The organism is Rhizobium sp. SRI_017 (genome assembly GCF_057586295.1).
This window is the reverse complement of sequence record NZ_JBYCZP010000001.1, coordinates 318,678-342,369: the sequence shown is the minus strand read 5'-3', so window position 1 is coordinate 342,369 and position 23,692 is coordinate 318,678. Positions and strand designations below refer to the sequence as shown.

General features: G+C 62.2%; 18 protein-coding genes. 7 read left to right on the top strand and 11 right to left on the bottom strand.

Going from position 1 to position 23,692, the window contains the following annotated elements:
• Positions 1-72: 72 nt before the first annotated feature.
• Complete coding sequence (locus AC2YI2_RS01705; RefSeq protein ID WP_487384686.1) at positions 73-927, bottom strand: AraC family transcriptional regulator; 855 nt, start codon at positions 925-927, stop codon at positions 73-75.
• A gap of 28 nt (positions 928-955) precedes the next feature.
• Here AC2YI2_RS01705 and AC2YI2_RS01700 point away from each other — a divergent pair, with 28 nt between their 5' ends.
• Positions 956-1,363 (top strand): DUF2000 family protein, encoded by a 408-nt coding sequence (locus tag AC2YI2_RS01700; protein WP_487384685.1) that lies wholly within the window; start codon positions 956-958, stop codon positions 1,361-1,363.
• Between the two features lie 2 nt (positions 1,364-1,365).
• On the opposite strand, the gene AC2YI2_RS01695 is transcribed toward AC2YI2_RS01700, so the two are convergent.
• The 3 genes from AC2YI2_RS01695 to AC2YI2_RS01685 all read right to left on the bottom strand — a co-directional run bounded on the left by AC2YI2_RS01695 (position 1,366) and on the right by AC2YI2_RS01685 (position 3,229).
• On the bottom strand, positions 1,366-1,824 hold the full coding sequence (locus AC2YI2_RS01695) for a DUF6691 family protein (protein ID WP_487384684.1): 459 nt from the start codon (positions 1,822-1,824) through the stop codon (positions 1,366-1,368).
• Positions 1,825-1,833: 9 nt separating this feature from the next.
• Positions 1,834-2,253, bottom strand: a complete 420-nt coding sequence (locus AC2YI2_RS01690) for a YeeE/YedE family protein (RefSeq protein ID WP_487384683.1) — start codon at positions 2,251-2,253, stop codon at positions 1,834-1,836.
• A 136-nt stretch (positions 2,254-2,389) separates the two neighbouring features.
• Positions 2,390-3,229 (bottom strand): DUF6030 family protein, encoded by an 840-nt coding sequence (locus tag AC2YI2_RS01685; protein ID WP_487384682.1) that lies wholly within the window; start codon positions 3,227-3,229, stop codon positions 2,390-2,392.
• A gap of 135 nt (positions 3,230-3,364) precedes the next feature.
• Between AC2YI2_RS01685 and AC2YI2_RS01680 the strand changes: the two genes are divergently transcribed.
• Positions 3,365-6,271 carry an aminotransferase gene (locus AC2YI2_RS01680; RefSeq protein WP_487384681.1) on the top strand — a complete coding sequence of 969 codons (2,907 nt, stop codon included), beginning with the start codon at positions 3,365-3,367 and terminating at the stop codon, positions 6,269-6,271.
• A gap of 16 nt (positions 6,272-6,287) precedes the next feature.
• Here AC2YI2_RS01680 and AC2YI2_RS01675 read toward each other — a convergent pair whose 3' ends face one another.
• Both AC2YI2_RS01675 and AC2YI2_RS01670 read right to left on the bottom strand, forming a co-directional pair.
• The gene (locus tag AC2YI2_RS01675; RefSeq protein WP_487384680.1) at positions 6,288-8,138 is read right to left on the bottom strand and encodes a M10 family metallopeptidase C-terminal domain-containing protein; all 1,851 of its coding nucleotides are present in this window, start codon (positions 8,136-8,138) and stop codon (positions 6,288-6,290) included.
• Between the two features lie 201 nt (positions 8,139-8,339).
• A complete protein-coding gene (locus AC2YI2_RS01670; RefSeq protein WP_487384679.1) occupies positions 8,340-10,283 on the bottom strand; it encodes a M10 family metallopeptidase C-terminal domain-containing protein in 1,944 nt (647 codons plus the stop codon).
• A 311-nt stretch (positions 10,284-10,594) separates the two neighbouring features.
• Between AC2YI2_RS01670 and AC2YI2_RS01665 the strand changes: the two genes are divergently transcribed.
• Positions 10,595-10,924, top strand: coding sequence for a hypothetical protein (locus AC2YI2_RS01665; RefSeq protein ID WP_487384678.1), 330 nt, complete (start codon positions 10,595-10,597; stop codon positions 10,922-10,924).
• 139 nt (positions 10,925-11,063) lie between these two features.
• Here AC2YI2_RS01665 and AC2YI2_RS01660 read toward each other — a convergent pair whose 3' ends face one another.
• From AC2YI2_RS01660 to AC2YI2_RS01645, 4 genes are all read right to left on the bottom strand, one after another.
• Positions 11,064-12,983, bottom strand: coding sequence for a M10 family metallopeptidase C-terminal domain-containing protein (locus AC2YI2_RS01660; protein WP_487384677.1), 1,920 nt, complete (start codon positions 12,981-12,983; stop codon positions 11,064-11,066).
• A 192-nt stretch (positions 12,984-13,175) separates the two neighbouring features.
• On the bottom strand, positions 13,176-14,711 hold the full coding sequence (locus tag AC2YI2_RS01655) for a trimethylamine methyltransferase family protein (RefSeq protein ID WP_487384676.1): 1,536 nt from the start codon (positions 14,709-14,711) through the stop codon (positions 13,176-13,178).
• Entirely contained in the window at positions 14,708-15,994 is a 1,287-nt protein-coding gene (locus AC2YI2_RS01650) for an MFS transporter (protein ID WP_487384675.1), read from the bottom strand. The genes AC2YI2_RS01655 and AC2YI2_RS01650 overlap by 4 nt, the downstream gene beginning before the upstream one ends.
• A 21-nt stretch (positions 15,995-16,015) precedes the next feature.
• Positions 16,016-18,136, bottom strand: coding sequence for an oxidoreductase (locus AC2YI2_RS01645; RefSeq protein WP_487384674.1), 2,121 nt, complete (start codon positions 18,134-18,136; stop codon positions 16,016-16,018).
• A 190-nt stretch (positions 18,137-18,326) separates the two neighbouring features.
• On the opposite strand from AC2YI2_RS01645, the gene AC2YI2_RS01640 reads away from it, so the two are divergent.
• From AC2YI2_RS01640 to AC2YI2_RS01625, 4 genes are all read left to right on the top strand, one after another.
• A complete protein-coding gene (locus AC2YI2_RS01640; protein ID WP_487384673.1) occupies positions 18,327-18,968 on the top strand; it encodes a TetR/AcrR family transcriptional regulator in 642 nt (213 codons plus the stop codon).
• Positions 18,969-18,980: 12 nt separating this feature from the next.
• Entirely contained in the window at positions 18,981-20,150 is a 1,170-nt protein-coding gene (locus AC2YI2_RS01635; RefSeq protein WP_487384672.1) for a mandelate racemase/muconate lactonizing enzyme family protein, read from the top strand.
• A gap of 304 nt (positions 20,151-20,454) precedes the next feature.
• Positions 20,455-21,474 carry an Ldh family oxidoreductase gene (locus AC2YI2_RS01630; RefSeq protein ID WP_487384671.1) on the top strand — a complete coding sequence of 340 codons (1,020 nt, stop codon included), beginning with the start codon at positions 20,455-20,457 and terminating at the stop codon, positions 21,472-21,474.
• 27 nt (positions 21,475-21,501) lie between these two features.
• The gene (locus AC2YI2_RS01625) at positions 21,502-22,761 is read left to right on the top strand and encodes a M24 family metallopeptidase (RefSeq protein ID WP_487384670.1); all 1,260 of its coding nucleotides are present in this window, start codon (positions 21,502-21,504) and stop codon (positions 22,759-22,761) included.
• On the opposite strand, the gene AC2YI2_RS01620 is transcribed toward AC2YI2_RS01625, so the two are convergent.
• Positions 22,709-23,647: a LysR substrate-binding domain-containing protein gene (locus AC2YI2_RS01620; RefSeq protein ID WP_487384669.1), complete on the bottom strand. Its 939-nt coding sequence runs from the start codon at positions 23,645-23,647 to the stop codon at positions 22,709-22,711. The genes AC2YI2_RS01625 and AC2YI2_RS01620 overlap by 53 nt on opposite strands.
• Positions 23,648-23,692: the final 45 nt, after the last annotated feature.

The following is a 23,692-nucleotide window of genomic DNA, read 5'->3' as shown; positions in this document are numbered from 1 at the left end:
ATATGGACCAGAACCGTGCCGTGCGCATGTTGGCCGGGTTCTTAGAGCGTTTCTGCGGAAATGGAAAGGGCTTTATGCCCGCATCGTCAGCTGCGCCCAGCGGCCGGGCGTCAGGCCATAGGCCTTCTTGAAATGCCGGGAGAAATGCGCCTGGTCGGCGAAACCCGTATCGGCGGCGATGTCGGCGAGCGGCTCGCCGAGCGAAATGCGTTCGCGGGCGCTGCCGAGACGCCGCATCAGCAGGTAGCGATGCGGGCTGGTGCCGAATTGCCGGCGGAACTGGCGGGCGATCGTGTAGCGGTCGAGACCGGCGACGTCTTCGAGCTCGTCGGAGCCGACCTGGGAGAAGCGGTTGGCTTCGAGATAGTCCCGCACCCTGTGCAGGCGGTTGATCGGCTTTGCCGACGATTTCGGCCGGCTCTCTCCGGCAAGTCGCAGCAGTGCAGGCGCGAGCTCCGCGACCAGCCCGTCGATCTCCAGCCGGGCGAATTTCGTGTCTTCGATGGCAAGGATCGAGAGCGAGAGCCTGAGCAATTCGGGATCGTTGACCACGGGGTCGGCGATGAAGGGCAGCGTCTCGCCAAGTGGCGCGAGCGCCCCTGCAAGAACGCCCGGGTCGAGATAGAGCATGCGGTAGCGCAGGCCTGCCTCGCCGCCGGCGGCGCCGTCATGAATTTCGTCGGGATGCAGGATCAGGCATTGGCCCGGCATCGAGGCGCGCCGGGCGCCGCGATAGAAGAAGGTCTGGACGCCCTCAAGCGTCACGCCGATCGCATAGGTGTCGTGCCGGTGCGGCTCGTAGCTGTAGCGTGAGATCGCCGCTTCTATCCGCTCGATGCCGTCGAGTGCGGCATCATGCAGGATGTGCTCGCCCCCCTCGCACAAACGTTCAAGACCGTTTCGGTCCGGCAGGGCTATTTGCTGCATGCTGATGTTCCACCGGAAAGGCGATAGCGTGTTCGATACCAAGATAGTGATTATTCTGCGCGACGATCTCAAGCCCTGGCAGGGGCTGAATGTCACGGCCTTCCTCGCGAGCGGCATTGTCGGCGCCGAGCCTGCGATCATCGGCGAGGCCTATCGCGACCGGGCGGGCAATCTCTACAATCCGATGAGCATCCAGCCGATGGTGGTCCTGTCCGCTGATGCGACGACCATGGCGAAGGCGCAGCACAAATGCCTGGAACTCGATGTTCGCGCCTCGGCCTATATCGAGGAAATGTTCGCGACCGGCCATGATACCGCCAACCGCGCTGTCTTCGCCGAGTTCGCCCCTGATGATGCCAAGCTCGTAGGCCTGGCTTTCCGCGCGCCGAAGAAGGTGGCGGACAAGATCAGCAAGGGTGCCAAAATGCACGCCTGATCTCAGCCGGAGGCGGCAACCTCTGCGGACGCCCGCTCTCTGTCGGAAAGCATGCCGGATGCGAAGCGAGCGATCAGCATGCCTGCAGCCATCGCGGCGATGAACAGCAGGACCCGTCCATCCAGCGTGCCGACCATCGGGATGGCACCACCCGGGCAGAAGCCGACCACGCCCCAGCCAACGCCGAAGACCGCCGCGCCGCCGAGCAGCCGCGCGTCGATCGTCTTGCGCTGAGGCAGGCGGAATTCGGCTTCGAGGATAGGCGCCGTGCGCGGACGCACCAGGAGGAAATAGCCAGGCAGGAAGACGAGCAGCGCGCCGCCCATGACGAAGGTCAGGCTCGGATCCCAAGTGCCGAACAGGTCGACGAAGTTCTGCACTTTCGCCGGATCGCCCATGCCCGAAATGACGATGCCGACACCGAAAATTGCGCCGATGAGGAAGGAGGAGAGATATTTCATCGAGAGACCTCAGAGCATGTGGCGGATGATGAAGACGGTGACCAGCGCCGCCGCCATGAAAGTGAGCGTTGCGACGATCGAGCGCGGTGACAGCCGTCCGATGCCACAGATGCCATGGCCCGACGGGCAGCCATTGCCGAAAGTCACGCCGATGCCGACCACGATGCCGCCAAGCGCCAGCGCCAGCGTACCGGCCGGAACGGCAAAGGCCACCGGGCCGGTGAGCGCCATATAGAGCGCAGCTCCAAGGATGGCACCGCCAATGAAGGCGAGCCGCCACCGCCAGTCACCCGGGAACGGTGGCAGCAGTCCGCCCATGATGCCCGATAGCCCAGCGATGCGGCCGTTGAAGAGCAGGAGGAGCAAGGCCGAGAGGCCGATCAGCATGCCGCCCAGGGCGGAGGCTAGGGGTGTGAAAGTTGTTGCCATGCTGGTCCTCTTGGAATGCTTTCTCAGGGGTCATAGCATGATGGCGGGTGGCTGTAGTGGCATAAGCTTCCAAGAAACAAGGGCTTGGGAGATTCGCGCTGCATGGGTCGGCTTGATTGCTGCAATTCAAAGCCCGCTACCCCTCAACCGCATCCTGCTTCGCCACCACCTTCGGCCCGCCATGCTCCGGCAGCAGCGGCCAGTAGCGCTTGCGCTCGAAATAGAACTGCGTACGGCGTTGGGGCAAGGTCAGTGGTGAGGACGCCGAGAGGATGAGGTTGTAGCGGCCGGGGCCTGAGAATTCGCCCTGGAATCTTGCCGTGATGCCGTGGCTGGAAATAGTGAACGCCTCGAGGGAGGCAACCTTTGCGAGCCCGTCGGCGAGGTCGAGCCAGTGGGTGTGGAGCGCGAAGGCCTTGAGCGCGTCGGCGGCGCGCTTGGCGAGTTCGGCCTGGGCGTCGGTGTCGGTGATGACGATCTTGGCGCGCGCCGACAGCAGGTCACCTGCGGCGCTGCCCTTGATCATCATGAAGAAGGTCGAGGGGTCGTCGGGCTCTTCGGCATTGGGAACCGAGGTCTCGTAGGAGCATTCGAGCACACTGGGTGAAAAGGCGCCGCCCGCCCAGGCGGTCATGTCGAAGCCTTCCTTGCGGAGCAGTTGGCAGAGGCCTTCTCCATCCTTCTTCTCGAGCGTGCGCAGGAAGGCGCTGTCGTATGCCGGCACGGGCGGCAGGAACATCTGGGCCGGGACTTGCACCTCTGCGCCGTCGATCCGCTTGCCTTTGAATTTCTCCATCACTTCGGGCTTCTTGGGAATCACCATCGTGCGGGTCTCGTAGCCGATTTCCCGTAGCACGACCCGCAGGTTTCGCTTGTTGTTGGCAAGCAGAACCGTTGCGGCGATCCCGCCCGCGACGGCAAGGAAGACCAGCGAGAAGATCAGCGCACCGTGCCGCTTTCGAGGTTTTTGTTCCATGCCTGGACCGTTGGTGCTCCGGGTCGTGATGATATCCCGCCTTAACTGGTATAAGTATACGGCCGGTTGAATTTATTATGTGGTTAGAACTAAGCTGAAAAAATACGACAAGAAAATGCCTTGGGAGATTTCGTCATGCTGGACACGGCCGCCCTGGAACGCGCGGACCTTCCGCGACCCGACATCTCCGCCGTCGACGCAGGTACCATCCTGGCCGAGAAATATGGTCTTACCGGACGCCTGGCCGAACTCGGCAGCCAGCAGGATCGCAATTTCCGCATCACCGTCGACGGCGGTGCCTATGTGCTGAAGATCAACCGCGCTGCCTATGGTGCCGTCGAGCTCGATGCGCAGAATGCGGCGATGAAGCATCTGCGCAGCAAGGGTGTGCTCCGCGTGCCCGGCGTCGGCCAATCGGTCGATGGCCAGGAGATCCTGGAGCTCTCCGTCCGGGGTGAAGGCTACCTCGTGCGGCTCCTCGAATTCCTCGATGGCGAACCGCTGACGCGCCGAAAATTCCTGCCGGTGAAGACGCGTGAGGCAATGGGTACGCTCGCGGCGGGCGTCGCCAAGGGCCTTGCCGATCTTCGCCACCCGGGCCTTGACCGCTCGATGCAATGGGACCTTCGTCGCGTGGTGCAGGTCACCGAGCACATGCTGCCGCAGGTCGGAGATGCTGAGATTCGGGACCATGTCCGTGCCGTGCTGCTCGCGGCCGATCGGCTTGTGCAGGCACGCGCGCCGTCGCTCCGCATCCATGCCATCCACCATGATATCACCGACGACAATGTGGTCGCCAAGCCCGATGCCGATGGTGTGTTGATTCCCGAAGGCGTGATCGATTTCGGCGATGTCATCTACGGTTGGGTGGCGGGCGAGCTCGCCGTCTGCTGTGCTGCGCTGCTGCATCATGCCGACGGCGATCCGCTCTACATCCTGCCTGCCATCCGCGCCTTCCAGGCTGTCTATCCGCTGAACGAGGACGAGATCGCCGCGCTCTGGCCCCTGATCGTCCAGCGCGCCTGCCTGCTCGTGGCGAGCGGCGAACAGCAGCTCTCGATTGATCCGGAAAATGACTATGTGCTGAAGAACCTGGAGCACGAGCGCGAGATTTTTCGCGTCGCGACCTCGGTGCCGCATGCGGTGATGCTGGCGGCCATCCGGCAGGCGCTCGGCCACGACGCGCCCGTAGAGGTGCGCGGCTACTTGCCATTGTTGCCGGCGATCCCGCTCGATACGGTGAAGGTCCTGGCGCTTGATCCGCAGTCCGATCACTGGGACAGCTTTGCCTGGACCTTGCCTGGCATAGACCAGACGATCCTTCGTTCCGCAGCGATCGAGACCGGCTATGCCGCGACGCGCTATGGCGAGTACCGCCTCTCGCAGACCGTCGCGTGTTCGTCCTCGGCGCCCGCCACGCATGCGCTTTTCGTCGATCTCTGCCTGCCCGCGGGCACGCGGGTCGCCGCACCTTTCGAGGGTGAGCTATCGGCCACGGGGGATGGAATGCACCGGCTGGCGGGTGACGGCGAGGCGCTTTTCCTCGAAGGCCTCAGCGATGCAGTGACCGGCGAAACAGTCGCCGGGCGCGAGATCGGCACGGTTGGCGATGGGAGCCTGCTTCGGCTTTGGCTCGCCAGCGATGCCAATGCCACGCCGGTCGCGTTCTGCCAGCCGGAGCAGGCAACGGCCTGGCGCACGGTGTTTCTCGATCCGAGCGCCGTGCTCGGATTTGATTGCGCGGCGCCCGGATTGCGCAGCGCGGCGCTGCTGGCTTCGCGCCACGCGCATTTCGCCCGACCGCAGAAGAACTATTACAGGAACCCGCCGCAGATCGAACGCGGCCGCGGCGAGCATATGTATGACGTGACCGGCCGGGCCTATCTCGACATGGTCAACAATGTCACCATCGCCGGCCATGGCCATCCGCGACTCGTTGATGCGGTGCGGCGGCAATGGGCGCGGCTCAACACCAATTCGCGCTTCCATTATGCCGGCGTCGCCGAATTCTCGGAGCGGCTGGCCGGTTTGGCGCCGGAGGGGCTGGACACCGTGTTCCTCGTCAATTCGGGGTCGGAAGCGGTGGATCTAGCGCTCCGGCTTGCCTGGGCGCATTCCGGCAGCCACAACATCATCAGCCTTCTGGAGGCCTATCACGGCTGGACGGTGGCGTCGGACGCGGTCTCGACCTCGACCGCCGACAATCCCCGTGCGCTGGAGACGCGGCCGGCCTGGGTGCATCCGGTCATGGCGCCGAATACCTATCGTGGCCCGTTCCGCGGCGAGGATACGACAGAATATTATGTCGCCTCCGTGGTGCAGGCGATTGCCCGGCTCCAGGAGCATGGCCAGACGCTGGCCGGCTTCATCGCCGAAAGCGTCTACGGAAATGCTGGCGGCATTCCGTTGCCGAAGGGCTATCTCGGGCAAGTCTATCGCATGGTGCGCGAAGCCGGTGGCGTCTGCATCGCCGACGAGGTGCAGGTCGGCTACGGCCGGCTCGGGCACTATTTCTGGGGCTTCGAGGAGCAGGGTGTCACGCCCGACATCATCACCATCGCCAAAGGCATGGGCAACGGCCACCCGCTCGGCGCTGTCATCACCAGGCGAGCTATCGCGGATTCGCTCGAGCGCGAGGGCTATTTCTTCTCCTCGGCCGGCGGCAGCCCGGTGAGTTGCATCGTCGGAACGACCGTGCTCGATATCATGGCCGACGAGAAGCTGCAGGACAATGCCCGTGAGGTCGGCAACTATCTCAAGGAGCGGCTGGTCGCGCTCGGCCAGCGCTTCCCGATCGTCGGCGCCGTCCACGGCATGGGCCTCTATCTCGGCCTTGAACTGGTGCGCAACCGCGAGACGCTGGAGCCGGCGACCAGGGAAACGATGGCGATCTGCGACCGGCTGCTGGATCTCGGCGTCATCATGCAGCCGACCGGCGATCACCTCAATGTCTTCAAGATCAAGCCGCCGCTCTGCCTGACCCGCGAAAGCGCCGACTTCTTCGTCGACATGGTGGCGAAGGTTCTGGAAGAGGGCTGGTAGGCCCTCGTCCGACATCTTAGAAAATGAAGTTGCTCTCGCTCATCAGATCGGCGGCATCGACGCCGACGACCAGGATGTCGTTGCCGTTGGCGATCTTGATGTAGGCGTCGCCCTTGTAGGTGAAGAGGTGGTTGTCGATCAGATCGGTGTAGCTGGTGATGGCACTGACCCCCGAGAGATCGATCCTGTCGCCATCGGCAAGGGAGAAGTCCTTGATATCGTCCATGCCGTTCTTGTTGTCGAATTTGAAGATGTCGGCACCCGACTCGCCCCACAGCAGGTCGCGCCCCACGCCGCCTTCGATCGTATCGGCGCCACCGCCTGCAAAGATCTTGTCCTTGCCGCCCAGTGCGCGGATGGTTTCTGCGGCATCCGCTCCATAAAGGGTGTTGCCGCGCTTGTTGCCGAGAATGATGGAGCCGCCGCCATCGTCACCGCCAACGGATATCTCGAATGTGTCGGTGACCGTCTCGCTGCCATCGCTGGCCGTGACGACGACCGAGAGCGTGCCGGCGTCTCCGGTGCCCGGCATACCCGAGAAGGTCGCGGTCGTGGCATCGAAGCTGAGCCACGAGGGCAGGCCGCCGCCGCCCGAGAGCTTTGCCGAATATGTCAGTGCGTCGCCGTTCGGGTCGGTGAACGAGCCGGTCGGGATCGAGAAGATGAAGACGCTGTCCGGATCCGCGCTCTGGTCTGCCAGTGCAACCGAAAGAACCGGAGCGGTGTCGCTGTCGGTTCCGCCATCGGTGACGTCCTTGTCGCTGAACCGCAATGTCTCGATAGAGCTCAGCGTGTCGTTGCCATCATTGCCGACATTGTCGGTCACTGTGTAGGAGCCGTTGCCGTTCGAGACGACGGTGTAATTGGCATAGGCACCGGAGAACACGGCGACGTCGTCGCCATCGCCGCCGTTGATCGTGTCGTTGCCGCGGCCCCCGGTCAGGATGTTGGCGACATCATTGCCGGTGATCGTGTCATTGCCGGAACCGCCGACCGCGTTTTCGATCGTTGCGGTATAGGCAATCGAAATGTTGTTGGTCATTTCGTTGCAGTCGGAGAAGGTGCCGGCCACGAGCGAGATCGTGGATTTCGTGCTGAAGCCGCTGAGATCGATCGTGTCGCTGCCGCTGGCGTCGTAGATACAGACGATCGGATTGCCGTTGACGTCGAAGTCGAAGATCTTGCCGGCATTGCCGGTGATGTTGCTGTTGAAGCCGTAGACCGTGCCGCCGGTGCGGGTCGTGGTGTCGGCGCCATACATGGCCTGGATCGCCATGACGTCGTTGAGCATCGGCGTCTGGGCCGAATAGGTCGTGCCGCCCTTGACCCAATCCGCCCACATGACCTTGCCTTCGCCGTCATAGTGGTCCGGGCCGAAATAGGACATGATCGAAAGGACGGTGCTGTCCTGATAGCTCGACGGCTCCCAGCTGCCACCGCCGTTATATTCGCCCATATGGTCGAGGCCGAGCGCATGGCCGAGTTCGTGGATGAAGGTGCCGAAGCCGTAGTCGCCGACCACGGGGTTCGCCACGTCATCATAACCGGAATTGAACCAGACCGACCCGGTGGTCGGATAATAGGCATGGGCATAATCGATGCCAGTCGTCGTATTGGCGATTTCGATATTGGTCTTGCCCGAACCCTCGACGAAGGTCGCCGCGATCAGGTCATCCCAGCCGGTCAGGGCATATTCGGCGATTGTGATCTGGAGATTGGACAGGGCGCTGAAACCGGCACCCTCGCCACTGCCCGTATACATGTTGGTCGACGTGGTGGGAAAGGAATAGGTGATCGCATTGCCGGACCACAGGCTGCCCGAATTGAGCTGATTGAGAACCTGCGTAAGGGTCCAGTTCGTAGCCATGCGCATTTCCCCCGATCGCGTTTCGTCGACTGCCAGATATTAGACGGGGGATCGTGAGAGATAATTTAACGGCGCGTGGTACTTTTATAGGGTGGTTTCCAAGTTATTGACGGGATGTCTCGGGGTTGAGCCATAAAGAGGTTGGGGCAGCAGCGCTTGTCCTCGCCACCGCCCCGCAACTGGCAGTCCCGCCAGTTGAAGTCAGAGAATGAAGTCACTCGCCTCGAGATTCACGATGCCTTCGATCTCCAGATAGAAGTCGGGATCCTTGTCGCGGTCGGTATAGCCGAACACGCGCGTGTCACCGTTGTAGAAATTGTAGTCGATCTGGCCGCGCCCCGCATAACCGTTGCCGCTGCCCTCGAAAACGAAGGTCTGATTGCCGAACTTCAGGAAGTTGGCGTCGATTGCGCTCAAATCGATCTTGTCGCCTTCGGCGCTGTCAAAATCCATCAGCACGTCAAACTTGCGAGCCTTCCACGGCGATTCCCGCGCAAAGTCGAAAGCGAACGCGTCCGCGCCGGACTCGCCCCACAAGAAATCGGAACCGCTGCCGCCCCAGATCCTGTCATTGCCGGCGCCGGCCATGATGTCGTCGTCGCCAAGCAGGCCGAAGATGCGCTCGGATGCATCCGTACCAGCGATATCGTCATTGCCGAAAGTGCCGTCGATATCCTCGCCAGTGCCCGGATCGGGGTCGGGGTTGCCGCCGCCAATGACGATCTCGAACGTATCCGAAGCCTTCTCCGTGCCGTCGCTCGCGGCGATAACGATCGAAAGCGTGCCGACATCGGCATCACCAGGCGTGCCCGAGAAGGTCCGCGTTGCCGCATTGAAGCTGAGCCAGTTCGGCAGGCCGCCACCGCCCGCCAGCGTCGCCGAATAGGTCAGCGCATCGCCGTTGGGGTCGGTGAAGGCGCCGTTGGGAACGGTGAAGGTGAAGCGCGCGTCGGCATCGGCCTTCTGGTCATCCAGCGGCTGGGCGAGTACCGGCGCGGTGTCGGGGTTGTCGCCCTCGCTCCAATCGCGGTCGCGGAAGCGCAGCAACTCGATCGAGGTCAGCGTATCTCTGCCGTCATTGCCGGCATTGTCGGTCACCGTGTAGGAGCCGTCGCCATTGACCGTGATGGTGTAGTCGTCGAAGTCACCCGTGAAGACCGCAATGTCATCGCCGGCGCCGCCCTTGATCAGGTCGTTGCCGCTATTGCCGGTAAAAAGGTTGTCGACGCCATTGCCGGTGAGCGTGTCATTGGCGGCACCCCCGGCTGCGTTCTCGATGACAGCGGTATAGGCGATGCCGATATTGAAGGTCATCTCGTTGCAGTCGGAGTAAGAGCCGGCCGTGAGCGAGATGTTGCAGCTTGTGGAATATCCACTCAGATCGAGCGTATCGATGCCGCCGGAGTCATAGATCGACAGGATCGGATTGCCGTTCTTGGTGAAGTCGTAGAAGGTCGAGGCGGATCCGGTGATATTGCTGTTGAAGCCATAGACCGTGTTGCCGCTGCGGGTGCTCGTGTCTGCGCCATAGATCGATTGGATGGCCATGATGTCGTTGACCATCGGCGTCTGCACCGAAAAGCTGATGCCGTCCTTGATCCAGTCTCCCCATTGGACCTCGCCCTGGCCGGCGAAATGCGACGGGCCGAAATAGGACATGACGGAGAACACCGTGCTGTCCTGGAAGCTGTAGGGACGGATCGAGCCCGGGTCGCTCGCATCATAGTCGCCCATGTGGTTGAGCCCGAGCGCATGGCCGATCTCGTGGATGAAGGTCTCGTAGCCGTACTGGCCGAGCGTCGGGTTGGTGAGCCTGGCATCATTGGCGTTGAACCAGGCGCTGCCATTGGTCGGATAGTAGGCATGGGCAAAGTTGATGCCTGTCGTGGTGTAGCCGAACTCTATGTCGGTGAAACCTGTGCCGCGAACGAAATCGAGATTGATGAGGTCGTCCCAGCTGGTCAGCGCGGACTCGGCCATGGTGATCTGGTTGCCGGAGAAAAAGCGAAAACCCGCGCCTTCGCCGCCGCCAGTATACATGAATGTGCTTGATGTCGGGAATGAGTAGGTTATCTGGGTATTGGCCCAATGATTGCCAGTATCCAGCTGCTCAAGTATTTGTCCGAGAGTCCAGTCTACAGCCATTCCACTTTTCTCCACAAGGTATTGATGCGATGTGCACCAACATTTCAAATATGCTTATGGAGAGGGACCATAATTGACTTAATGCGAGCGGGTTGTCGCATTTGTGACAGGGCTGGCCAGTTCGTGGGAAGCACGGTCTACTTCCGAATACCATCGCTTTTGTTTTAGCAGGTCGAGGTTTTCGCAGCTCCTGTGCCACAGCCTTGAGACGGAGATCGCGCAAAGATTTCGAAGTCGCTCGAGTCATACCGGGGGTTGATGATGGCAAATTTCAAGTACATGTCTCGCCCGTCAGTCTTTCAGGAGTTCGCATGCATAGGACACTTATGTTCGTTGCTGCCGTCACGAGCAGCATTGTCACCCATGGCGCAGTCGCCCAGGCGGATACGCAGAAGGGGAGGTGCTCAGTCGTCGCCTCCACACATGGCGGCAAGAAATTCGTCGTCTTGAAATGCGACCGCGCCAGCCATCCGGGCGACTACATCATCCGGTCGCAGATTTGGGAGAAGGACGATCGGGCGAGCTACAATAAGCTTGCGCGCTTCTCCGGCCGCCGCTTTACCTGCGATATCACGTTCAGCAACATGAGCCGCAGCGGTGGCATGGAATGGACCAACTACAATATCGGCAAGTGCCGGTGACCAGTGATCGTTGGTAAGATCTTTTGTGTGACGCCGGCCCGGTCCATGGATCGAGCCGGCAGACACTGGATCGGAGCCTCCATTTAAGACTGGAAGGTTCCAGGCATCGGCGATGCCCGGAGCATAGTCCTCCGTCGTGTCAGAGGATAAAGTCGCTGGCCTTGAGATTCACTGCGCCATCGATGACCAGGAAGAATTCCGGGTTCTTGTCGGCATCCGTATAGCCATAAATGTACGTGCTGCCTTTTTCGATCCAGTAGTCGAGCTCGCCCCGGTCGCTGAGGTGACTGCTCTTCCCGACGAATTTGAAGTCCTGATGATTGTTCCTGCCGGTGTTGGCGTCGATGGCGCTGAGATCGATCCTGTCGCCCTCGGCACGGCTGAAATCCATGATCGTGTCGAACTTGCCATTCTTCCATGGCGATTCGCCGACCGAGTTGTAGGCGAAGGTGTCGGCGCCGGATTCGCCCCAGAGTGCGTCCAAGCCCGCTCCGCCGACAATGACGTCATCGCCGTCGCCCGCCGAGATCGTATCCTTGCCGGCCAGGCCGAAGATATTTTCGGAGGCGGCAGTGCCGGAAAGGTCGGGGTCGTTGCCCGTCGTTCCGACGATATCGGAGCCACCCGCATCGCCGATCACCAGATTGAACGTGTCCGACGCTGTCTCGCTGCCGTCGCTCGCCGTCACCACGATGGAAAGAATGCCGACGTCCCCACTGTCGGGCGTGCCGGAGAAGCTGCGCGTGGTCGCGTTGAAGCTGAGCCAGGAAGGCAGCGCGCCGCCTGATTGGAGCGTGGCCGTATAAGTCAGCGTGTCGCCGTTCGGATCGGTGAACGAGCCTGCCGGGACGATGAAGGCAAAGGGCATGTCAGGGTCGGCGCTTTGATCCTCGATCGCCACTGCCACGGTCGGCGCGGTCGTGCTTCCGCCGAAGTCGCGATCACTGAAGCGCAGCGTCTCGATCGAAGACAGCGAATCCGTACCCTCGGTGCCGGCCTTGTCGGTCACCGTATATGAGCCGGTACCGTTCTGTGTGATAGTGTAGTTGGCAAAGGCGCCGGCGAAAACGACGATGTCGTCGCCACCACCGCCGTCGATCGTGTCGTTGCCGCCGCCGCCTGTCAGCACGTTGTCGGCAGTATTTCCAACGATCGTATCGCTGGCCGAGCCGCCGACGGCATTCTCGATGACAGCGGAATAGGCGATCGAGATGTTGTTGGTCATCTGGTTGCAGTCCGAGAAGGTGCCCGCGACCAATGAGATCGAGCAGGTCGTGCTGAACCCGCTGAGGTCGAGCGTGTCGATGCCGCTCGAATCGAAGAGGCAGAGGATCGGATTGCCATTGACGTCGAAGTCGTAGAATTTTGCCGCGGTGCCGGTGAGGTTGCTGTTGAAGCCGTAAACCGTGTCGCCGGTCCGTGTCGTGGTATCCACGCCATACATGGTCTGGATGGCATAGATGTCGTTGAGCATCGGCGTCTGCGCGGCGTAGGTCACGCCGCCCTTGACCCAGTCGGCCCACATCACATCGTTCTTGCCGTCGTCGCTGCCCTGGTCCGGTCCGAAATAGGACATGATGGAAAGAACCGACGTGTCCTGGAAGCTCGAGGGCGTCCAGTTGCCGCTGCCGTTATAGTCACCCATATGCTCGAGCCCGAGCGCATGGCCGAGTTCGTGAATGATCGTCCCGTATCCATACTCGCCGATGACCGGATTGGTCAGATCGTTAAAGCCCGGATTGAACCATACGCTGCCGACATTGGGGAAATAGGCATGGGCATAGTCGATGCCGGTGGTGGTGTTGGAAACTTCGATATCGGTCTTGCCGGTTCCTTCGACAAAATCCGGCGCGATCAGGTCGTCCCAACAAGCAAGCGAATATTCGACGAACTGGATCTGAAGCGCTGACAGCTGTTGGAAGCCACCGCCTTCACCACCCCCGGTGTTGCTGTTCGCCGCAGTGGCGGGAAAGGAATAGGTAATCTGGTTGCCGGACCATGTATCGCCGGAGTTCAATTGATTGAGAACCTGGGTCAAATTCCAGTTAGGTGCAGCCATATCCCTCACCCCCGCTCATGATTCGCCATATTAGCGCCATTTGCTGAGCATTGCGGGTATTTTTCGGGAGTGTTCTGCTTTTGTCGGCCATTTCAGCCATGTAAACGGGATGTGGAAATCCCGACCTCGCCGATCATCCCGGTCGAAGTTACCGCAGAAGCGCGTTCAAGATCCAACGAGCCTGGACAACCGCTAAGCTGCGTCCAGCTTTCCCGTCCCGATCTGTTCCTTGCGCCGCGCCACATAAGCCTCGAGCTCCTCGGAGATCGCCGCATCCAGCGGCGGCGCCGCGTAGGTCCTGAGCAGTTCCTTCCAGATCGCATTGGCCCTCTCAGTGCCGCTCTTGGCGCCACCTTCCGACCAGTTCTCGAAATTGCGCCAATCCGACAGCATCGGCTCGTAGAACGCGGTCTCGAAGCGCAGCAGGGTGTGCTGGGTACCGAAGAAATGGCCGCCCGGGCCGACATCCTGGATCGCATCAACGGCGCGGCTGGCCTCATCGACCACCAGCGGTTCGAGGAAGCTGCGCATCATCTGCAGCATCTCGGCGTCAAGGATCAGCTTCTCGAACGAGGCAGTGAGACCGCCTTCGAGCCAGCCCGCGGCATGTTCGATCAGGTTGACGCCGCCGAGGATGGTTGACCACAGAGACATGCCGCTCTCGTAGGCCGCTTGCACATCGACCGCGTTTGAGGCCGTCACGTTGGATGAGCGGAAGGGTATGTTGTAGCGCCGTGCGAGCTGGCCCGAGGCGAACTGAGCCTTGGCATATTCCGGCGTGCCGAAGGCCGGTGCGCCGGTGCGCATGTCGACATTCGAGGTGAAACCGCCATAGAGGACCGGGGCGCCCGGCGCGACGATCTGGCTGAGCGCGATCAGCGCCAAAGCCTCGGCATTCTGCTGGGTCAACGCGCCGGCGATGGTGACCGGGCTCATCGCACCGGAGAGCGTGAACGGGGTCATCGCCACCGGCTGGCCGGCGCGGGCCATGGCGCAGAGGCCTTCGCCCATGGGGATATCGAGCCTGAGCGGCGAATTGGAATTGACGATGGTGAGCGTCGCGGGATTCTTGCGCAGTTCGTCGCGGCTCTGGCCGAGCGTGATGGCGAGCATTTCGATCGCATCCTCGACGCGGTAGCCGCCGAGCGCCCAGCATTGCCAGTTCTTGTCGGTGTAGCGGATGGCGGCGTCGTAGAAATCGAGATGGCGCGAACCCGGCGGCAGGTCGGTCGGCTCGCAGGGGCAGCCGCCTTCCTGGTGGATGACGTTGAGGCTCTGGACGACCTTGATGTAGTCGACCATGTCGGCATAGTTGCCGGCACGTCTCCCGCGGTCGAGGTCGGAGACGAAAGCCGGTCCGCCGGTCGCCGCAAAGATCAGGCTGCCGTCGCCGACCTTGAGGTTCCTGGCGGGATTGCGCGCCTGGAGCGTGAAGCTCGACGGCGCGGTCCGGATCTTTTCCTCGATCATGGCGGGATCGAAGCGGACACGGAGATTGCTCTCGTCGATATCGGCGCCGGCCGCCTTGAGCAGCCTGCGGCTCTCGTCATGCAGCACCTCCATGCCGGTCTCGGAGAGCAGCCTGAGCGAGGCGTGATGGATCGATTCGATCTCGTCGCCGCTCAGGATATTCATCGGCGGGTAGCGGTTCTCGGCCGCCCCGAACCGCATCTGCCGCACCCCGCCCGTCGTCCGCCGCTCGCGCCGGCCTCCTGCCTGTCTGGTCATGGCGTCTTCTCCTCGGGATTGGGGTTTGGTGGATTGCCGCTATCGCCCGCCGGCGTATGTGGCGCCCATTCGTAGACCTGTGGTGAGGTCTGGGGATAGGCGACGAACTGCTCGCGTGATTTCGATTTGGGCTGTCGATAACGGCGCCAGAGCGCGAAGCCGGCGAAGAGCACGGACAGCGTGATGGCATAGTAGAAGAAGATCTCGGCACCGAAGGGCTCGACGCCGAGGGTGATCGCCGCAGGGCCGACCGTGCCGCCGAAGGCCCAGATCAGCAGCAGGTTGGATGACAGTGTCACGAATTCCTGTGGATCAGCCTTGTCGTTGGCATGCGCGACGCCCAATGGATAGAAGATCTCCGTCAGCCCGCCGAACAGCGAGAAGGCGACGATGAAGATCCAGAACGGCAGACCGGCATGAAGGAAGACCATCGCGGCGCAGAGGGCTGCCAATACCAGCGACAGCCAGAGCATCATGGCACGCCGGTCGAGCCGGTCGGAGAGATAACCGAGCGGGAACTGCAGGAAGAGGGCGCCAAGCTGCGTTGCCGCCATCATGATGACGATCTGGCCCTGGCCGAAGCCGAGATCGAGGCCGTAAAGCGGGCCGATCGAGGCGAAGGTAGAGGAAATCAGACCCGTCAGCAGGCAAGCCAGGGCGCCTGTGGGGGAGGTGCGGAATGCCCGGAAGATACGAATGCCGACGTCCACATGGAGCTGCGGCTCGCCGACCCAGACGGCGGTCACCGGCACCAGTGCGATCGTATAGAGGCCGGCGGCGATCATCAGAAGCGGCAAGCCGCCCGGATCGATGTTGGTCGCGAGCAACTGGCCGAGGCCGTAGAACAGGCCGATGACCAGCACGTAGAGCGTCAGAACACGCCCGCGATTGGCATTTGATACCATCGCATTCATCCAGCTCTCGATCACCACGGCCTGGCCGGCATTGGCAAAGCCGATCGCCGCCTGGATCGCCATCAGGATCGCGAGATGCGGCGAGAAGCCCCAGGCCATGATCAGCACGGCGGAGATGGCGGACAGTGCGGCATAGGCCCTGACTTCGCCGACCGACCGGATCAGCCGCGTCGAACCGATGCAGCCGATAAGAAAGCCCGCGCCCTCGGCGCCAATCACGAGGCCGATCGTGTTCGGGCCGTAACCCTCCGCCACAAGGCGGAGCGGGATCAGCGTATGGAACAGCCCCGAGCCCATGGCATGGATTGCCCCCCCGGCCAGCGGCGAGGCGATTGACCACGGAGAGATGGACGGGGCTTCCGATGCCATAGGCTCACCTTCGTTTCGTTCTTAGAGGAGTCCCTTCTCCGACGAATAGGACGGCTCGAACTCGACGATCGGCGCGTCGCGGCGGAAGGGCTGCGGCCCAAGCCCAAGTTCCTGCGCCGCACGATGGCCGGAATGGACCGCATGCGCAAGCGCCCCGGGCGCCAGCGCGTCGCCAACGAGGTCGAAGCTCCTGATGCCCGCGGCTTCGAGATCGGCGCGCCGCGCGGTCATCGCGTCGAAGAGCTTGGTACGCGGTAGGCGCAGGCCGGTGATGAGGACGTTGCGACACCGGAGCTCGGTCTTTTCGCCGGTGAAAACATTCGCGAGCGCAACCGTTTCTCCGTCGAACGCCGAAACCATCTCCAGCGTCCGGACGGGCACGTTGCGCTTCGTCAGCGCACGGGCCACCAGAGGTAGCTCGTTCGTCATGATCGTCCATGCGGACGCTTGGCCTGCCGGGGTGACGTAGGTGACGGGCACGCCCTTCGCGGCCAGATGCTCTGTGATGACCCCGCCCATATAGTAGTTGTCGAAATCGAAGACGAGCGTCGAGCCTTCGGGCAGACGGCCCGCAGCAATGTCGTCGGGCGTGAAGACGCGGCTGTGCTCGAGTTGGCCGACAGGGATTTCCATCGAGGAATAGAGGAAGTTGGTCCAGCGCGCGCCGGTGGCAACAAGCACATGGTCCGGCGCGAGATCCACGATCTCGTCCACGCCGAGTTCGCTCTCGAGATACATCTCGACATTGGTCATCTGCTGAAGCCGGCCAAGGCGATAGTCGACGACGCGGTTCCAGGCTGAGAGCCCGGGCAGGGTTTTCTCGAAGGTCAGGCGACCACCGAATGCGCTCGCCTTGTCGGCCAGCGTGACGTGATGACCACGCCGGCCAAGCGTGAGCGCGGCTTCCAGGCCTGCCGGCCCGCCGCCGATCACCAGCACGCGTTCGGCGACCTCGGCCTTGCCGGGATTTTCCGGGTGCCAGCCGCGCCGCCACTCTTCTCCGATGGTCGGGTTCTGGGTGCATCGAACAGGCACGCCGTCATGCCAGCTCGAAATGCAGATATTGCAGCCGATGCATTCGCGAATCTCCTCGATCCTGTTTTCCCTGATCTTGTTCGGCAGGAAGGGATCGGCGATCGAGGGCCGGGCACCGCCGATGAAATCCAGCACGCCGCGCTTGATCTGGCTGACCATCGCATCGGGCGAGGTGAAGCGGCCGACGCCGACCACCGGCTTCGTTGTAAGCTTCTTGACGAAATCGATCACCGGCTCATGGCTGCCCTCGCCGGTGAAGCGGGAGGCGGAACAGTCCGTCGGGGACGAATCCATCTTCACGTCGAAGAGGTCGGGGATGTCGGATAGAAGCTCGATCACCTCATGCGCCTCGGAAGGATGGTTCTTGCCGATCTTGGCGCGCAGCTCCTCGAGCGAGATGCGCAGCGCCACCCCGCAATCCTTGCCAACGGCATCCTTGGTCACTTCGATCATCTCGCGCACGAAGCGCACGCGGTTCTCGATCGACCCGCCATATTCGTCGATGCGGTGATTGTATTCGGGCAGCAGGAATTCATAGCCGAGATAGCCCATGCCGGCATAGACATAGACGATGTCGAAGCCGGCGGTGCGGGCCTTGCGGGCGCCTTCCGCCTGCCAGCGCAGCACGTCCTTGATGTCCTGCTTGTCCATGGTCTTGGGCCGCAGATTGCCCATGAAACCGACATGCGTCGCCATCCAGGGAATGCCAGAGGGCGACAGCGGCGCGACGCGCGTGGTGCGGTTCATCACCGAGGCGCCGCCATGCCAGAGCTCGACACCGGCCAGCGCACCGTGACGATGTACGGCCTCCGTCATCATCGCATGCGACTTGATGTCGTTGTCGTCCCACATCGTCGCCATCGGCAGCGGGGAATCGTCCGACGACAGATCGATGGAACACGCGCCGGTGCAGATCACGCCCCAGCCGCCTTCGGCCTTGGTCTCGCGGAACTTGGCGCGGATGCGGGGAAGGGCGTTGGTCATGCCGGAGGCATGCGGCACCTGGTAGAAGCGGTTTGGTGCCGTGACGGGGCCGATCGCAATCGGCTCGAAAAGAATGTCATATCTGCTTTCCGGCCGGCTTTCGGGCTTGGTCATCATGTTCATGCGGAGATCCCTGGCGGTCGTGATAGGGGTGGCCTAGAATGCAGGATAGACCCGGAAATCCCGCTACGCAAGAGAAATTATAAGATCGTATAGCAAGCGCATAAAGCCATGAAATACACAGGGTTGCACCAACCGGGCTTAAAGGCTAATCATTACCGGAAATTCCCGTTTCGCAACAGAGCGATAGCCCGTGTCATCGACGAAGCAGAAACTGAAACCCCGGGCGCGATTCCATCGCGAAGCCCCCGAGGATCGCAAGCGGCAATTGGGTGAAGCAGCACTGCGCTGCATCCGCCGTCACGGCAATGCCGGCGTGTCGGTTCGTCAGATTGCCGCCGAGGCCGGCGTGACCCAGGGTCTGATCACCCATCATTTCGGCGAGATCAACGAGCTTGTCGCCTATGCCTTCGACCTGATGTCCGAGGGCCTGCTGCAGGAAATCCTCAAATCCGTCGAAGAGGCAAAGCCGACGCCGCAGGCGCGCCTCGAAGCCTTCATCACGGCCTCGTTCTCGCCCCTCCTGATGGATCGCGAGATGCTGAGCGTCTGGGTGGTGTTCTGGGGCCTCATCCTCCATTCGCCGCGGATGAGTTCCTCTCAGAAGCAGGAATACGGTGACTATGTCGGTGCCGTCGAAGGGCTGATCGAGAACCTCGCCCAAGACGAGGGCTTCAAGGTCGCCGACATCCGGCTCACCGCCAAGGCCTTCACCGCTCTGATGGACGGCCTGTGGCTTGCCTGGTGCCTCAACCCGGATGCGTTCCGGCCCGAGGACGGCATGGAGATGTGCCGCCGCTGGCTCGAGGGACTGCGCCGAGGCGCCTATGCCTGAGGGGTCTCGCCTGTGAAAATCGCCGCCATCCGCGCCACCCCTGTCAACATTCCCTTCACCGCGCCCTATCGCTTCTCCTACGGCTCGATCGCTTCGCTCACCAAGACGGTGATCGAGCTTGAAAGCGACGATGGTGTGATCGGCCTTGGCGAATGCGCCGATGGCGACCGGGCGGCGGACGTGCTGGCCGCGGGGGCCAAGCTCATCGGGCTAGATATCCGCGACATCGCCAAGGCCGAACGCAGGCTCGTGCCGGGGATGCGCTATACCCCTTGGGGCAATGTGCTTGCCGCACGCCGCGTCTTCGGCGGCATCGAGATGGCGATGTGGGATGCGCGCGGCAAGACAGAGGGCGTGCCGCTTTACCTGCTGCTTGGCGGGGCGGTCAGGACCGAAATCCCGCATAGCGAATATTTCAGCTACCGTTTCCCCGGCCCGCGCGATCCGGGCGAATCCTCGCCGGTCGAGGTCGCGCGCTATTGCGCCCGGATGATCGAGCAGCACGGTTCCGATATTTTCGAGGGCAAGATGGGCACGGTCGGCCTCGACGAGGAACTGACCATGGTCCGTGAAATCCGCGCGGCCATCGGCGACCGGCCGCTGCGACTCGATGCCAATGGCGGATGGACGGTGCCGACGGCGCGCGAGGTCCTGCGAAAACTCGAACCCTTCGACATCCAGTGGTTCGAGGAGCCGGTCGAAACCTACGAGGAGATGGCCGAGCTTCGCCGACATTCCACGGTTGGCTTCTCGGCGCATGCCGTCGATCTGCCCAAGGCGGTGGCGCTGCGCGCGCCCGACACAATAGTCACCAATATCAACGAGCATGGCGGCATCCGCCGGACGGTGGATTTCATCCGCGCCTGCCAGGCTTTCAATGTCGGCTTTCGTTTTCATTCCGGCGAGACAGGGATCGCGAGCGCCGCCTACCTCCACCTGACGGCGGCGATCGAGCATATCCGCGAGGCAAGCCAGACGCTGTTCCGCTGGTATGCGGATGACGTGATCGAGGGCGGGCCGTTTGTTATGAAGAATGGCGTTGTGAAGGTGCCGGATGGGCCGGGGCTGGGTGTGACGCTCGATCCGGTCGCGCTGAAACGATGCCATGAACGGTTTCTCACGGAGGGGTCGTTTCCGGGCGCGAAGAATGCGTCCTATGGGGATGGGTTTCGGAAGCGGTGAATTGTCTTGAAATGGCTTTGAACCCCTCACCAACTTCGGCCAAGGGTTCGCATTGCTCACCCGGCCTTCGTATCCTCTCCCGCAAGGGGAGAGGTAGACTCGCAGCCGCCGGCCGTGCCGCAAGTGAGGCCGAGATCGTGGCACCCTACCTCTCCCCTTGCGGGAGAGGATAGGAAGTCCCCAAGAGCCGAAGGCGATTGGTTGGACGAACTTGGTGAGGGGTTAAAGAGTCCCGCCCACTTGTTAAGACGGCTGGGGCAGGAGTAATCCTTCTCAAAACGTATAGACATAAAAAGGACCGCCTATGACCAAGACCGTCAAACTCACCGCTGACCAGGCCTCCGACCTGATCTTCGATGCACTGGTGGGCGCGGGCACGGTGGCGCGCAATGCCCGCTACTTCGCCGATGCGATCCTCGACACCGAACTGTCCGGGCTCGAAGGCCATGGCTTCCACTGGCTTCAGTATTATTGCGAACATGTCCAGACCGGAAAGGTCGACGGCAAGGCGACGCCTGTCGTCAAGCGGATGACCAATGTTTCCTTCCGCGTCGACGCCAAGAATGGCTTCGCTCATCCAGCAATCGAGAAGGGATTTTCGCATCTCATTCCGGCGGCGCAGGAATATGGCATCGCGGCCATGGCCGTGCACAACTCCTACAATGCCGCGACGCTAGGCTATCACACGGGGTTCGTTGCCCAGCAGGGGCTGGTGGCCTTCGGCTTCACCAATTCGACGCCGGCGATCGCGCCGGTCGGCGGGTCCAAGCCTGTCATCGGCACCAATCCGATGTCCTTTGCAGTGCCGGGCCGCAAAGGCCGCATCGCCTTTGTCATCGACCAATCCTCGAGCCAAGTCGCCTGGACGGCGGTGAAGCGGGCGGCGGAGGAGCATCAGGCGATCCCTCTTGGCTGGGCGATCGACCGGCAGGGCCAGCCGACCACGGATGCGGAAGAGGGCCTCAGGGGCTCGATGGCCCCGGCGGGCGGCTACAAGGGTTTCGGGATGGGCCTGATCGTCGAGACGATGTGCGCGGCGGTGGCCGGCGCCAATCGCGGGCAGGAGATGGGCTCGATGATGGAGAGCGACGGCCTACCAGTCGGCAACGGCCAGTTCTTTATTGCGCTCGACCCGAAGATCTTCTCCGGCGGCCTGTTCGAAAAGCAGATCGAACGGCTGATGGCTTCGATCACATCGCAGCCCGGGGCGCGCTTGCCGAATTCACGCCGGCAGGAGAATATCAAGAAGAACCTCAAGGGCGGCCTGACGATCGACAAGGATCTCTACGACAAGATCAAGTCCTACACCGAACGGCATGTCTGATTGGGCGAAGCGGGGGAGGCGGCAGGCATGGATCAGCAGTCTCCTTCCATCTTCAAGGATGAGCGCAAGCGCACCTTCCTCAATTCGGAAGGTGCGGACCGGCCGTTGAAAAGCCCGCTGGCGCCGGACGTGCTGGAGCGCGCCCGCGCCTACCGCCTCTCGCGCATCCGAAAGGGGTTGATCGAGACCGATTGCGCGGTGGCGCTCCTCTATGATCCCGTCAATATTCGCTATGCGCTCGACGCCCCTAACATGCAGGTCTGGTCGCTGCACAATCCGGTCCGCTATGCGCTGATCTTCGCCGAGGGGCCGGCGCTGCTCTTCGACTACAAGGGCGCCGAGCATCATTCGAAACATCTCAAGGCGATCGACTCCGCGAAACCGGCGACCTCCTGGATCTTCGTGATGGCAGGCGACAAGGGGCTGGAGCAGGCAGCGCGCTGGGCGGCCGAGATCGACGACCTGATGCGCCAGCACGGACATGGCAATCGTCGTATCGCAGTCGACAGGCTCGATGTCGAAGGCGTGCGGGCGCTGGAACGGCTGGGCGTCGAGGTCGTCGATGGCACGCCGATGACGGAGATGGCGCGATCGATCAAATCGGCCGACGAGATCGAACTGATGCGCTGGACGATCCGCGTCTGCGAGGCCGGCATGGCGCGGATCTACGAGCATTCCGTGCCTCGTGTCACCGAGCAGGAGCTCTGGGCGCATCTCCATTTCGAGAATGCCCGCTCGGGCGGCGACTGGCTGGAGACCAAGATCCTCACCTGCGGGCCGAACACCAATCCCTGGTATGCCGAATGTTCGGACCGGCCCTGTCGCGAGGGCGAGATGATCGCCTTCGACACCGACATGATCGGCCCCTATGGCTATTGTGCGGATCTCTCGCGCTCGTGGACCTGCGGCTACACCAGGATGACGCCGAAGCAGGCGGAGCACTATGCCGCCGCCGTCGATCAGGTGGAGCATAACCTCGCCTTGTTGCGCGACGGCCTCGATTTCCGCGAGTTCAACGAAAAGTCATGGCGCATTCCCGAACGCTATCAGCTTCACCGCTATTCGCTTGCGGTACACGGCGTCGGCATGGCCGACGAATGGCCGATCGTGCTGTTGCATCCAGATTTCGAGCACAATCATGGCGGCCGATTCGAGACAGGCATGGTGGTCTGTGTCGAGAGCCTGGTCTCGGAAGCCGGATGCGAAAGCATCAAGCTTGAGACACAGGTGCTGATTACCGAGACCGGCCCGGAACGGCTGGACCGGTTTCCGTGGGAACGGACCTGAGCCAATTGACAAGGTCGATCAGGCCGGCCTTGCGCGCCTTTGCCGGCGGGTAGACGAGGCAATAAGGATGGCCAAGTGCGAGCGGACGCTCGTCGAGAACGATCAGCCGGTCCGCCGCAAGATCGTCCGCACCCATATGTCGCTGGCCGAGCGCGATGCCAACGCCTCTCACGGCAAGATCGAGCGCCAGGCTCGACGAACCGACGCGATAGCCGCGGGCTTCGTCGGGTTGGCGGTCTCCCACGGCTGCGTACCAGCGCTGCCAGGTCGGATGCGATACGAAGGACGGACCCCAGTTGGTGTGGATAAGGTCATCGTCGGGTACCGCGGACATGCCGATCTGCAGCGCCTCGGGATGGCGCTCGGCATAATCGGGACTGCACACCGGCACCACCTCGTCCTGCATCAGCGGCACCGACACGAGATCGGGATAATGGTTGAGCCCATAGGAGAGCCGGAGATCGATTTCGTGGCGCGTAAAGTCGACGAGGTCTTCCTCCGACCGGAGTTCGAACCGCATGTTCGGCGCCCGCTTTCTGTAAGCGCCGAGCTGCGGCGCGATCCAGCGCTCCGCCATTGAGGGCACCGAACTGATCACCAGCCGGGACCGCGCGCGGCCAGAGACCACCTGTTCGGTGAGTGCGGAAATCGATTGCAGTGCATCGGATGCGCCGGAAAAGATCGTCTGGCCGGCATCGGTCAGCGCGATGCGATTGTTGTAGCGGCGGAACAGCCGCTTTCCGAGAAAATCCTCGAGATTCCTGACCTGCTGGCTGACCGCGGCGGGGGAGACGCCGAGTTCCTCGGCCGCCCCGACATAGCTGCCCTGGCGGGCGGCCGACTCGAAGGCCCGGAGGGCGTTTAGCGGCGGGAGCGGATGCTTCATTTCTGCCTCAGATTTTCTAGGTCAGAATAAGAATTTTGCGCATTG

Coding starts and splice junctions, on each gene's coding strand:
- AC2YI2_RS01705 (WP_487384686.1), bottom strand. CDS start 927: ATGCAGCAAATAGCCCTGCCGGACCGAAACGGTCTTGAACGTTTGTGC.
- AC2YI2_RS01695 (WP_487384684.1), bottom strand. CDS start 1,824: ATGAAATATCTCTCCTCCTTCCTCATCGGCGCAATTTTCGGTGTCGGC.
- AC2YI2_RS01690 (WP_487384683.1), bottom strand. CDS start 2,253: ATGGCAACAACTTTCACACCCCTAGCCTCCGCCCTGGGCGGCATGCTG.
- AC2YI2_RS01685 (WP_487384682.1), bottom strand. CDS start 3,229: ATGGAACAAAAACCTCGAAAGCGGCACGGTGCGCTGATCTTCTCGCTG.
- AC2YI2_RS01680 (WP_487384681.1), top strand. CDS start 3,365: ATGCTGGACACGGCCGCCCTGGAACGCGCGGACCTTCCGCGACCCGAC.
- AC2YI2_RS01675 (WP_487384680.1), bottom strand. CDS start 8,138: ATGGCTACGAACTGGACCCTTACGCAGGTTCTCAATCAGCTCAATTCG.
- AC2YI2_RS01670 (WP_487384679.1), bottom strand. CDS start 10,283: ATGGCTGTAGACTGGACTCTCGGACAAATACTTGAGCAGCTGGATACT.
- AC2YI2_RS01665 (WP_487384678.1), top strand. CDS start 10,595: ATGCATAGGACACTTATGTTCGTTGCTGCCGTCACGAGCAGCATTGTC.
- AC2YI2_RS01660 (WP_487384677.1), bottom strand. CDS start 12,983: ATGGCTGCACCTAACTGGAATTTGACCCAGGTTCTCAATCAATTGAAC.
- AC2YI2_RS01655 (WP_487384676.1), bottom strand. CDS start 14,711: ATGACCAGACAGGCAGGAGGCCGGCGCGAGCGGCGGACGACGGGCGGG.
- AC2YI2_RS01650 (WP_487384675.1), bottom strand. CDS start 15,994: ATGGCATCGGAAGCCCCGTCCATCTCTCCGTGGTCAATCGCCTCGCCG.
- AC2YI2_RS01645 (WP_487384674.1), bottom strand. CDS start 18,136: ATGAACATGATGACCAAGCCCGAAAGCCGGCCGGAAAGCAGATATGAC.
- AC2YI2_RS01630 (WP_487384671.1), top strand. CDS start 20,455: ATGACCAAGACCGTCAAACTCACCGCTGACCAGGCCTCCGACCTGATC.
- AC2YI2_RS01625 (WP_487384670.1), top strand. CDS start 21,502: ATGGATCAGCAGTCTCCTTCCATCTTCAAGGATGAGCGCAAGCGCACC.
- AC2YI2_RS01620 (WP_487384669.1), bottom strand. CDS start 23,647: ATGAAGCATCCGCTCCCGCCGCTAAACGCCCTCCGGGCCTTCGAGTCG.